The organism is Clostridium sp. 29_15 (assembly GCF_001916075.1).
GTDB lineage: Bacteria > Bacillota > Clostridia > Clostridiales > Clostridiaceae > Clostridium > Clostridium lentum.
In genome coordinates this window covers 158,058-169,574 of the sequence record NZ_MNRT01000043.1, presented here as the reverse complement: position 1 = coordinate 169,574, position 11,517 = coordinate 158,058, and the positions used below count along the sequence as shown (strand labels likewise).

General features: G+C 30.0%; 10 protein-coding genes and 1 tRNA gene. 9 read left to right on the top strand and 2 right to left on the bottom strand.

Features of this window, described 5'->3' with window-relative positions; translation table 11 throughout:
• Positions 1 to 112: 112 nt before the first annotated feature.
• The 4 genes from BHW04_RS12185 (at position 113) to BHW04_RS12170 (ending at position 4,178) form a co-directional block, all read left to right on the top strand.
• Positions 113 to 187 (top strand) — tRNA-Asn (locus BHW04_RS12185).
• Positions 188 to 280: 93 nt separating this feature from the next.
• A complete protein-coding gene (locus BHW04_RS12180; protein WP_186835128.1) occupies positions 281 to 1,660 on the top strand; it encodes a TldD/PmbA family protein in 1,380 nt (459 codons plus the stop codon).
• An 11-nt stretch (positions 1,661 to 1,671) separates the two neighbouring features.
• Positions 1,672 to 3,015: a TldD/PmbA family protein gene (locus BHW04_RS12175; RefSeq protein WP_302623654.1), complete on the top strand. Its 1,344-nt coding sequence runs from the start codon at positions 1,672 to 1,674 to the stop codon at positions 3,013 to 3,015.
• 242 nt (positions 3,016 to 3,257) lie between these two features.
• Entirely contained in the window at positions 3,258 to 4,178 is a 921-nt protein-coding gene (locus BHW04_RS12170; protein WP_302623655.1) for an NAD(P)/FAD-dependent oxidoreductase, read from the top strand.
• A 107-nt stretch (positions 4,179 to 4,285) separates the two neighbouring features.
• On the opposite strand, the gene BHW04_RS12165 is transcribed toward BHW04_RS12170, so the two are convergent.
• Positions 4,286 to 4,897, bottom strand: coding sequence for a RusA family crossover junction endodeoxyribonuclease (locus BHW04_RS12165; protein WP_302699846.1), 612 nt, complete (start codon positions 4,895 to 4,897; stop codon positions 4,286 to 4,288).
• 201 nt (positions 4,898 to 5,098) lie between these two features.
• Here BHW04_RS12165 and tsaD point away from each other — a divergent pair, with 201 nt between their 5' ends.
• From tsaD to BHW04_RS12150, 3 genes are all read left to right on the top strand, one after another.
• Positions 5,099 to 6,109 carry a tRNA (adenosine(37)-N6)-threonylcarbamoyltransferase complex transferase subunit TsaD gene (tsaD, locus tag BHW04_RS12160; RefSeq protein ID WP_302699844.1) on the top strand — a complete coding sequence of 337 codons (1,011 nt, stop codon included), beginning with the start codon at positions 5,099 to 5,101 and terminating at the stop codon, positions 6,107 to 6,109.
• Between the two features lie 23 nt (positions 6,110 to 6,132).
• Positions 6,133 to 7,134, top strand: a complete 1,002-nt coding sequence (locus BHW04_RS12155) for an alpha/beta fold hydrolase (protein WP_302631243.1) — start codon at positions 6,133 to 6,135, stop codon at positions 7,132 to 7,134.
• A 163-nt stretch (positions 7,135 to 7,297) separates the two neighbouring features.
• Complete coding sequence (locus BHW04_RS12150; protein ID WP_022211341.1) at positions 7,298 to 8,461, top strand: S1C family serine protease; 1,164 nt, start codon at positions 7,298 to 7,300, stop codon at positions 8,459 to 8,461.
• A 65-nt stretch (positions 8,462 to 8,526) separates the two neighbouring features.
• On the opposite strand, the gene BHW04_RS12145 is transcribed toward BHW04_RS12150, so the two are convergent.
• Positions 8,527 to 9,651 (bottom strand): glycosyltransferase family 4 protein, encoded by a 1,125-nt coding sequence (locus BHW04_RS12145; protein WP_302631244.1) that lies wholly within the window; start codon positions 9,649 to 9,651, stop codon positions 8,527 to 8,529.
• A gap of 124 nt (positions 9,652 to 9,775) precedes the next feature.
• Between BHW04_RS12145 and BHW04_RS12140 the strand changes: the two genes are divergently transcribed.
• A complete protein-coding gene (locus BHW04_RS12140; protein ID WP_302699841.1) occupies positions 9,776 to 10,771 on the top strand; it encodes a CotS family spore coat protein in 996 nt (331 codons plus the stop codon).
• A 12-nt stretch (positions 10,772 to 10,783) separates the two neighbouring features.
• The gene (locus BHW04_RS12135; protein ID WP_022211338.1) at positions 10,784 to 11,515 is read left to right on the top strand and encodes a hypothetical protein; all 732 of its coding nucleotides are present in this window, start codon (positions 10,784 to 10,786) and stop codon (positions 11,513 to 11,515) included.
• Positions 11,516 to 11,517 lie beyond the last annotated feature (2 nt).

The following is an 11,517-nucleotide window of genomic DNA, read 5'->3' as shown; positions in this document are numbered from 1 at the left end:
GAGGTGTAAGTGTGGTAACATATTTAGCTGACTGATACTAATAGGTCGAGGGCTTGACCAATAAAAATAGATTATCATTTATATGCAATTTTCAGAGAATATTCTCTAATAATCCGCGATAGCTCAATGGTGGAGCACTCGGCTGTTAACCGATAGGTTGGAGGTTCGAGCCCTCTTCGCGGAGCCATAAGACAGAAGTTATACTTCTGTCTTTTTTTGTATATAAAAATAAAGTATAATAGATTTTAGATATAATTAAAAGAAAGAGGAGGGCGATACAATGCTTTCAAAAGAAATAGCACAGCAAGTACTTGGTCGTTGTTTAGTAACTGGAGGAGACTTTGCAGAAATTTTTGAAGAAGATACAATAGATAATTCCATAAGTATTTTAAATGGGAAAGTTGAAAATTCCATAGGAGGAAGAGCTTATGGAATAGGAATAAGAATATTTAAAGGGCTAAAAAGCGTTTATGCTTATACCAATAATAATAGCCTTCATTCATTATTACAAACTGCCGAAAAAGCAGCATTAGCATTGGGAGAATTAAAAGAAGATATAAGCATAACTCTATATGAAAAAGAAACTATAAACATACATCCCACAATTTATTTACCATCTGTTGTAGAAGCAGATAAAAAAATAGGTATAATGAAGATAGCTTATGATGCAGCAAAGAATTATCATAGTGAAATTTCACAAGTAAGTGTTGGTTATGGTGATAAGGAACAAAACATATTAATAGCAAATACAGAGGGATTATACACAGAAGATAAGAGAGTAAGAACAAGATTATTTATTAATGCAGTAGCATCTGCTAATGGTGAAAATCAAACAGGAATTGAAGGCCCAGGTAGAAGAGCTGGAATAGAAATGTTCAAATATATAGATCCTGAATATTATGGAAGACAAGCTGCAAAAACAGCACATACTATGCTTCATGCTAAGAATTGCCCTGCAGGAAAGATGACAGTAGCTATTGATAATGGGTTTGGTGGTGTTATATTCCATGAAGCATGTGGACATTCATTAGAAGCTACATCTGTTGCTAAAGGAAATTCTGTATTTACAGGTAAATTAGGAGAACAAATAGCATCTTCTAAGATTACGGCTATTGATGATGGAACAATTCCCAATGCGTGGGGCTCACTAAATATAGACGATGAAGGTACTCCAACACAAAAGAATATCTTAATTGAAAATGGTATTTTAAAATCTTATATGATAGATAAATTAAATGCTAGAAGAATGGGCATGGAAGTTACAGGAAGCGGAAGAAGACAAAGTTATAAATATGCTCCAACTTCAAGAATGACTAATACGTATATAGCTAATGGAGATAATACACCAGAAGAAATCATAGCATCAATAAGTGATGGATTATATGCTAAAAAAATGGGTGGAGGTTCTGTGAATCCTGTTACAGGTGAGTTTAACTTTGCTGTATCAGAAGGATATTTAGTAAAGAATGGAGAAATCCAAGAACCAGTTAGAGGTGCAAGTTTAATAGGAAAAGGTAGCGAAATATTAATGAATATTGATATGGTAGGAAATAATATGACTCAAGGACAAGGAATGTGTGGATCATCTTCAGGAAGCATACCAACTAACGTAGGTCAACCTATGATAAGAGTAAGTGAAATTACTGTAGGTGGAAGATAGGAGGTAATGTAATGGAATTAAAGATATTTGTAAATCAATTATTTAAGGAAGCTAAAGATGTAGGGTTTGCTGAGTGTGAAGTATACTATGTTGATAGAGAAAGCCTTAGTATAAATGTATATAAGGAAGAAGTAGAGAAATATAACTTAAATACTTCTTATGGGCTATCATTTAGAGGAAAGATGGGTGATAGGATAGGATACTCTTATACAGAAATACTAGATGAAGAAGCAATTCATATGCTTGTTAATAAGGCTAAGGAAAATGTATTAGCTATAGAAAGTGAGGATGTTCAATTTATTTATGGTGGAGACAAGGAGTATAAAGAGATATCTACTTATTCAGAAGCTCTTGAAAATATATCACCAGATAAGCTTATACAAATAGCATTAGATATGGAAAAGGAGACTAAAGCTTTAAATAGCAAAGTAGAAAGTTTTGCAGGGTGTGCTGTAGCTTATAGTTCTGGTAAGTATGGCATAATAAATAGCAAGGGATTAAACTTACACAATAAATCTAATTTATTATCAGCATATGTATGTCCAATAATAAAGGAAGATGAAAAGATGTATGATGGCTTTGGATATGCAATAGCTAAATCTCTTGAAGAAGTTAATCCTAAAAAAATAGCAGAAGATGCTGTAAATGACGCTTTATCTAAAATAGGTGGAAAAGCTATTCCTTCAGGTAATTATCCTATAGTTATAAAAAATGAAGCAATGGTTTCAATGTTATCTACTTTTGCTGGAATATTCAGTTCAGATGCAGCTCAAAAAGGGTTAAGTCTTTTAAAGGGAAAAGAAGGAGAAGAAATAGCATCATCAGTAATTAACTTAGTGGATGATCCGCATTTAAAAGATGGTCTTGCATCAGTAGGATTTGATGATGAAGGAGTGGCAACAGAAAAAACTTATCTTATTAAGAATGGAAGATTAGAAACATTATTATACAACTTAAAGACTGCTAATAAGGCTGGTGTTAAATCAACAGGTAATGGATTTAAGAATTCATATGCATCATCAATATCAGTATCACCTACTAATTTCTACATTGAAAAAGGAAACAAGAATTTTGATGAGTTATTGGCAAATATAGAGAAGGGTCTTATTATAACTGATTTTGCAGGGCTTCATTCAGGAGCAAATGCTATTACAGGAGAGTTTTCTTTAGCAGTTAATGGATTCTATATTGAAAATGGTAGAAAGACATTCCCAGTTGAACAAGTAACTGCTTCAGGTAACTTCTTTAATTTACTTAAGGATATAGAAGAAGTGGGAAATGACTTAAAATTCCCTATGAGTAGTGTAGGAAGCCCATCTATAAAGGTTAAATCACTTGCCATAGCAGGAGAATAGACAGAATTAAAAATTAAAAATTAAGAATTAAGAATGAAAAATTAAGTAGTAATTTAAAACCATAAGTGAATTAACATGAAGGAAGTACTAAACATAAAATTTTTAACTGAGTAATACTATTCTATCTGAAACTAGTTATATTTTTTATAACTAGTTTCAGATATTATGATATTGTATATTTAAATTAAATCAGTTTACTAATTTTTTATTTTACATTTTTAATTAATTGAAGGGGTGTTTTTGTGGAAAAGTATGATTTAGTTGTCATTGGTTCTGGAGCTTCAGGATTGGTTTCTGCTATTATGGCCATGCGAGAAGGGGTAAAGGATGTTCTTATCATAGAAAAGGAAGAAGATTTAGGAGGAAATTTAAATTTATTTATCCATGATGGTTTTGGTAGCTTTTATTTAGGTAAAAAAGTAACTGGTCCTGAGTTTGCAAGTATAATGATAAATGATTATAAGGAGTTAGGTGGAAAATATTTAACTAGTAGTAAAGTTTTAGAGATAGATTCTGATAAAAAAATAACTGTTATTAATCCAGATAAAGGTGTTTATAATATTGAAGCTGGAGCAATAATATTTGCCACAGGATGTAAGGAGAAGTTTACAGGTAATATAATGATTCCAGTGGATAGATATTCAGGCATTTTTACTATAGCATCAGCTCATAGATTGATTAATTTCCATGGATATTTACCAGGAAAAGAAGTTGTAATACAAGAAAGCGGTAAGTGGTCAGCACTTTTAGCTAGGAGACTATTAATAGAAGGAGCTGAAATAAGAGCTTTAGTAACAGTTAAAAAAACATTAGATAAAGAGCAGTTAGATCTGTTTGAAGGTTTTAATATTCCTGTAATATATAATGCCAGAGTTTCAGAAATTGGAGGAGCAGAAAGGGTGGAGTGGGCTGCTGTAATGATTGATGAAAAGGAAGAAGAATTAATAGAGTGTGATTCTTTAATATTATCAGTAGGGTATTATCCAGAAATAGATTTATTAAGAGGCTTAAATGTAGATATAAAAACCATAAATACTGTTGAAGATGGATTTTTTGCTTGTGGCACAGTAAAGCATGGAATTGAAGGCGTATTTTCTAGTGGAGAAGATGGTTATATAATTGGGCATTTAGCTTCACAATATATAAAGAAGTATTTATACTAAATTGGTATAAATACTTCTTTTGCTTTATTGAATAATATATTCTGTTCTTTAGGATTAAAGTGAATATCAGCTCATAAAAATATAAAATCTATCATTATTGAGTGTCCTTAAAATAATTTTGTAAAACATTTTTTACAGATTAAAGTTTTACCACCATCAGCTTTTATGGAAGATGATTTATCAATTATTCCATTACAGATTGAACACTTTTCCACGGATGTAGTAGAACTTTCTTTTACTTTTGTAGTAGGAATGGCCTTTTTTAATGATGAATAAATTCTCTTTTCTGAAGGAGTAGCTTTTTCCTTAATTGTATATGTGACTTCAAAGGAACTTTCACCATAAAACTCTAATTCAAAACGAGGATTTTCTTTATCATAATATTCTTCAGTTATTATTCGACGAATCTGTGCATCATTAACTATAAGACCGCTTTTTTCAATACCATCAAAAATACTTTTTGTTATATTGGCAGTATCAGGATGACGTTTTTCACTTTTGTAGTAAACTTTTAAGATGGCAATTAAAGATTCCTCTAATATGATAGTAGGATTTTGGCTTCTAGCATAATAGGCTATTTCTTCTTCATATAAGGCATATTTGTCATGAGCTTTTCCAGTATTATATGGAAGTATCGCTCTACCTTCCTTATTATGTAATTTAAAATTAGATTTGGAAATAGGGGAACCTGGTACCACTACCTTGGCATATGGTTTCATAATTAATTCTCCTTAAAATTCTATAAATTGAAATAAATATTTAATGAATATGTAAGATTTAATTTATATAATTAAAATATCTACTATATTTAGAATATACAATAGACAGAAAAAATTAACAAGGTTTGTTTGATTATAGGGTTTTATTAAGATATAATACTCATTAGATATAAACAGTAATAAGAAGAGGTATAGATAGATATGGAAAAAAAATATATATTAGCTATAGAGTCAAGTTGTGATGAAACTTCAGCAGCTGTTGTTGTTAATGGAAGAGAAGTTTTATCAAATATAATAGCTTCTCAAATAGATACACATAAAAAGTTTGGTGGAGTAGTTCCAGAAGTAGCTTCAAGAATGCATATTGAAGTTATCAGCGGAGTAGTTCAGGAAGCATTAGAAGAGGCAGGAGTAACTTTACAAGATATTGATGCCATAGGGGTTACCTATGGACCAGGGCTAGTAGGAGCATTATTGGTAGGATTACAATTTGCTAAGGGATTAGCATTTTCAACTAAAAAGCCATTGGTAGGAGTTAATCACATAGAAGGACATATATGTGCAAATTACATACAACATAAAGATTTAAAACCTCCATTTGTTTCATTAGTAGTTTCAGGAGGACATACTTTCATAGTACATGTTAAAGATTATGGTGTATATGAAGTTATAGGACAGACAAGAGATGATGCAGCAGGAGAAGCATATGATAAGGTTGCTAGAGCATTAGGCCTTGGATATCCAGGTGGACCAAAGATAGATAAGTTAGCAAGGGAAGGAAATCCAGATTCTATTGCTTTTCCAAAAGCTAATTTTCATGATAAATCTTTAGACTTTTCGTTTAGTGGTGTTAAATCAGCAGTATTAAATTACTTAAATAAAGCAAAGATGCAAAATGTTGAAGTTAATAAGGCAGATGTGGCGGCTTCTTTCCAAAAAGCTGTAATAGAAGTATTAAAAGATAATGTAATGGAAACATGTAAAAGTAGAAATGTTAAGAAGATAGCCATTGCTGGAGGAGTTGCATCTAACTCAGCCTTAAGAGAAACGATTATGAATGCTGCATCAAAGAAAGGAATAGAAGTATTATTCCCAGCACCAGTATTATGTACAGATAATGCAGCTATGATTGGAAGTGCAGCATATTTTAATTTAGTAAATGGTAAAATAAGTGATTTAAACTTAAATGCAAAACCTAATTTAAAGCTATAATAATATAAAAGGAGATTGAAAAAATGAACTTATTGCCACATTCAAATGGAGTAAGAAGAGTTAATATGAAGAGGCAAAGAACTACTAAAGAAAAATTAAAGTATATAGCTAAGGTTTTATTAGGTATAATAATAGCAGGCTTTATTGTGCAACAAATTACAAACTTTATAGCAGGAGAAACTTTAATAGAAAGAGTAGATTACATTACAGTGGATGATAAAAGAATGGATTTTAGATTAAGTGGAAGTGGAAATTACACTGTAGTATTTGATGGAGTGCTTGGGGGAAATCTAGAAGTTTGGAATACAATTGCCAGTGAGCTGGAGGAAAATGATAATGTAGCAACTTTCTTATATAATAGAAGAGGATATGGCTTTAGTGCATCTGGATCAGCTAGAACAATTGAAGAGCAAGCTCAGGACTTAAAGATACTATTAAGAAAATCTGGAGCTTTAGAACCATATATATTAGTGGGAGAAGAGTATGGTTCATTAGTATTAACTAGCTTTGCAGAGCAGTTTCCAGATTCAGTTGCCGGAATTGTTTCAGTTAATCCGTTAGTGGAAGAAGATATTAAAAATTCACGAAATAGTTTAAAGAATGTGGCTTTAAGAATAAGAAGAAAAATAGAACAATTAGGCTCATATATTGGATTAACAATGCTTTTGGATAAATTAAATTTAGATGTTAATATTAATGACTTAGAAGATAATTTAGAAGGCGAGGCTTTAGAGGAATTTTCAAGTCATAGAACTAAAGCAAGTTATACCAGTGCAGTGAGCAATGAATTAAGAAATTTATCAAATTATAATTTAGATATTCAGCAAGATGGAGTATTTACAGGAAAGCCTTATTGTTTAATAACTAAAAATGAAGATGATAGGTTAAAGAGCTTAGGAGATGAAGGTTTAACTACATCTATTGTCAGCAATACTGATTCTTGCGTATTATCATTAAGTAAAGCTATTGATATACTTGCAGGAATAAGAGGAGTAATCAAGCAGTGTAATGATCTTAAAAAATAGAAAGTTATTTTATAGCTTTCTATTTTTTATATATAAAAGTAGTAAAAAAGTTTATTGTGAAATTAGTATGAATTATAGATTTAAAACCTATTTGTCATATATTTGACACATAAGGTGGTTATATTATAAGTATAGAATAGTTAACGGAAAGGGAGAGTTAGTCATGGATGATAAGAATATTTATGATGTAGTATACAGTAGTGGAGATGATAATAATACTTATAATTTTCAAGAGCCACCTGTTAAAGTTAAAAAGAAAAGAGGATTTAATAAGACAATAGCAGCAGTTATTGTTTGTACATTATGTAGTGGCTTCATAGGAAGTGGAGTAACATATTTGGCATTAAAGGATAATTTAAAAGAAACAAAGACAATTAATGTAAATCCATCAAAATTTGATACTAAAAGTGAAGCTTTAAGTGCTACGGAAGCATATAATAAAGTTGCGCCAGCCGCTGTTGTAGTTTCAACTAAATCAGTAACTCAGGGATATTTCATGCAAACTCAGGAAGTTGAAGGAATTGGATCAGGATTTATAATAAATGAAGAAGGTTATATCCTTACAAATTATCATGTTGTAAAGGGAGCACAAGAAATATCAGTTACATTAAGTAATGATGTAACAACTACAGCTCAGATAGTTAATTATGATGAAAATCAAGATGTAGCAATGATTAAGATAACAGATGAAAGTGTTAAAATACCAGCAACAGTAGAACTTGGAGATTCAGATTCATTACAGCCAGGTGAAGAGGTAATAGCAATAGGTACTCCATTATCAACAGAATTATCAAGTACTGTTACTAAAGGAATAATCAGTGCTACTAGTAGAAGTGTTGCTGTTGAATCAGGAGTAACAATGAACTTAATTCAAACAGATGCTGCAATAAATGCTGGTAATAGTGGTGGACCATTAGTAAACACTAAAGGAGAAGTAGTTGGTATAAATTCAAGTAAGATTAGTGGTGAAGCAGTAGAAGGTATTGGATTCTCAATTCCAATAAATGATATAAAGGATAAGATAGAATCATTATCAAAGCCAATATTAAATTTAGGGATTTCAGTTAGAACTATTGATGAAGCACTATCTAAGCAATTAAATATGGAACAAGGATTATATGTAGTTGAAGTAACAGAATTTTCTTCAGCTGAAAAGGCTGGGTTAAAGGCTGGAGATATAATTGTTAAAGCTGATGGAAATAGAATAACAACATTTGATGAATTTAAAGCAGTAAAGAATGGTAAAGAAGAGGGAGATGAAATATCTCTTGAAGTAATAAGAAATGGTGAAAGTAAAACAATAAATGTAAAATTAACAGCTAGTTAATATTTAGGTTAAATAAAAAGGGTTTAGTTATTATGGTAACTAAGCCCTTTTATTTTATATGTCAATTAGTTTTCCCTTAGTATATCAATGTAAGCTGATAGAGTAAGTTTAGCGGTATTACTCCAAGTAAATTTAAGACTGTTTTTATAACCTTTTTCACCATACTCAGCAAGAAGGCTTGGTGAATTTAGTACTCTCAACATTGCTTCACTTAAAGCAGATTTATCAAAAGGATCAATAAGAATAGCTGAATTATTAGCCACTTCAGGAATAGAGCTAGTGTTAGATGTTATGACAGGAGTTTGGCAGCTCATTGCTTCTAAAATAGGTAATCCAAATCCTTCATAAGAAGATGGATAGACGAAAAGGTCAGAAGCATTATGGAAGTATGGCAAATCATAATCTACTACAAAATCTGTAAAAATTACTTTATCATCTATAAGAAGCTCTTTAGTAATTTCCTTTAGACGAAGGCCTTCATCTTTAAGGGAGCCACATATTACAAGAGAGTAATTTTTATTTAATGAGGATAGTATATTTTTAAAGGATAAAATAAGTTCATAAACATTTTTACGTTTACTAAAGCCACCTAAATACAAAATAAAAGGAGTAGTGATTTTATACTTTTTATTAAGGTAATCTTTGCAGTTATCTTTAGGAAGAGGTTTATATAAAGTGTTAGCAGCTAATGGAGTAACATATATCTTATCTTCTGGACAGTTAGGAAAAAATCTTAATATATCCTTTTTAGAATAATTAGAAACAGTTAATATACCATGACAGTTTTTTATTATAAAGGGCATATCAGTGAGGAATCTTTCTAAATAACCTTTGCCAACGGTTTCAGGCATAATATAGGGAATTAAATCATGAATAGTGACGATGGAAGGAGTGTTATAGGTGTTTGATAAACCCATACCATTTTGTGGTATATGGTGTAAGTTAATATTATATTCTTGTAGTATGCTAGGATAGTAATAATTTTCAAAGAATAAATTATGTTTTTTAGAAGTTAATATGACCTTGGAGTTTTTACGTTTATATTTTTGAAAATTATCACCAGCCCAAAATATTGTATAGTTATTTTTTTTATCTATATTAAGGAGTTCTAATGTTAAATTTTCAATATAAGTACCTATTCCAGAGCCTTTATATAAATTAATACCACGAGCATCAATAGAAAAGTTCAAAAATAAGCGCCTCCTAAAAAAACCTTATACAATAAAATATTATCATTTTAAATTAATGTGATAGAAACACAATAAAATATGCATATTCATATAATACAGATGAGAGAATGTTTAGGAGACATTAATGGATATAAATGAAATAAAAGATATAGTGGAAGAAAACTATAATATTAATATTAGGTCAATATTAAAGGTTAAAAATTCATATAATGTGAAAGCTGATGAGGGAGAATATTGTATAAAGAATATAAAGTATGACTTTCCTCATTTTAATTTTATTATAAGTGCCATAGAGCATTTACAAAAAAGACAGTTTAAAACTATACCAGAAATACTGCCTAATAAGGTAGGAAATAAGTATATAAAAATAGATGAAGATTATGCTTATATCACTAAGTGGATACCTTCAAGAGTGAGTAATTTCAATAATCCTGTTGAGCTTCAAGCTATAGCAATAAAACTAGCAGAGCTGCATAAATGTAGCAAAGGGTTTAATTTGAATAGGGAAATGAGACCAAGAATTGGATGGTATTCATGGGTTAATGTTTTTAACACAAGATGTAATGAAATATTAGATTTTAGAAAAAGAATATATCAAAAGGCATACAAAAGTGATTTTGATAGGATTTATTTAGAGCATATAGATAATGAAATTGATAGAGGGCAAAGGGCAGTAAAGGGTCTTGAGAGAAATGGATATTTTGTTCTTATGGATAGAGAAGTAAAGAAAAGAGGTTTTTGCCATCATGATTTTGCTCATCATAATATCTTAATTGATAAAGATTATCAGATAAATATAATAGATTTCGATTATTGTATATTAGATACTCATATACATGATTTATCATCCTTGCTTATAAGAGTTATGAAGGATGGTAAATGGAATAATAAAACTGGAGATTTAATTATTAATAATTATCGGGAAGTACTAGAGGTAACAGATGATGAACTAAAGATTATGAAGTATTTTATTATGTTTCCCCAGAGCTTCTGGCAGATAGGGCTTCAATATTATTGGGAGCAGCAGCCATGGAATGAAGAGGTATTTATAAATAAGATAATTAGGTATTTAGAAGATGTTGAATACCGGGAAATATTTTTAGATGAATACTTTAAATAGGAGGATAGTTTCATGGATATTTACGAGTATTTAAGCAGCAGAAGCATTATCATAAGTGATGAAAAATTTAAAGACAATGCTGAAGTAAGTGTTAGTGATCAAATTCAGTTAATATCTGATGCACATAAGAGGCTTTTAGATGGAAAAGAAGCTATTATACCAAGAATTCAAAGTGTAATTGGCAGGGAGTTTGAGGGATATAAAGTTGATATAAAAAAGAATAAAAATTATATAAATAAAATTATTAATAATAAAAGTACTAATTATATTGAAGATTATTTAATAGATGAAGGCTCTCGTATTATAAAAAAGGCTCAAGAAACTCTTAGCTTATTAGATTTGGAAATCTATTTTTCAATAATTAAAAGAAGCATGAAAAGATATGAAATATGTTTAGGGAGAGTTGATGAAAGTAGTTTAAAGAGAGATAAGAATGAAATAATTTATATAAGAAGCAATAAATATATTGTTTATGATTTATTGGAAAGCGATTGTTATAATTATATAAAAAAAATCAAAAGAAGAAAAAAAGGATATGGTATAAACAATATAATAGATGAGTTTGTTAATAAATCAGCATTAGATCAGGGGAGTATTAAGTATTTAAGAATTTTATCAATATATCCTAATGAATCTATGAAAATCTTAAATAAATGTAGAAATGGTAGGATTGATATTACAAATGAGGATGTAGTGAGTAAGTTTAGAAATGCAAAAGAATGTGATGGTATTAAACTTTTATGAGA

What these genes read in the sequence shown, in the direction of transcription:
- BHW04_RS12180 (WP_186835128.1), top strand. Translation starts at nt 281, where the DNA reads ATGCTTTCAAAAGAAATAGCACAGCAAGTACTTGGTCGTTGTTTAGTA.
- BHW04_RS12175 (WP_302623654.1), top strand. Translation starts at nt 1,672, where the DNA reads ATGGAATTAAAGATATTTGTAAATCAATTATTTAAGGAAGCTAAAGAT.
- BHW04_RS12165 (WP_302699846.1), bottom strand. Translation starts at nt 4,897, where the DNA reads ATGAAACCATATGCCAAGGTAGTGGTACCAGGTTCCCCTATTTCCAAA.
- tsaD (WP_302699844.1), top strand. Translation starts at nt 5,099, where the DNA reads ATGGAAAAAAAATATATATTAGCTATAGAGTCAAGTTGTGATGAAACT.
- BHW04_RS12155 (WP_302631243.1), top strand. Translation starts at nt 6,133, where the DNA reads ATGAACTTATTGCCACATTCAAATGGAGTAAGAAGAGTTAATATGAAG.
- BHW04_RS12150 (WP_022211341.1), top strand. Translation starts at nt 7,298, where the DNA reads ATGGATGATAAGAATATTTATGATGTAGTATACAGTAGTGGAGATGAT.
- BHW04_RS12140 (WP_302699841.1), top strand. Translation starts at nt 9,776, where the DNA reads ATGGATATAAATGAAATAAAAGATATAGTGGAAGAAAACTATAATATT.
- BHW04_RS12135 (WP_022211338.1), top strand. Translation starts at nt 10,784, where the DNA reads ATGGATATTTACGAGTATTTAAGCAGCAGAAGCATTATCATAAGTGAT.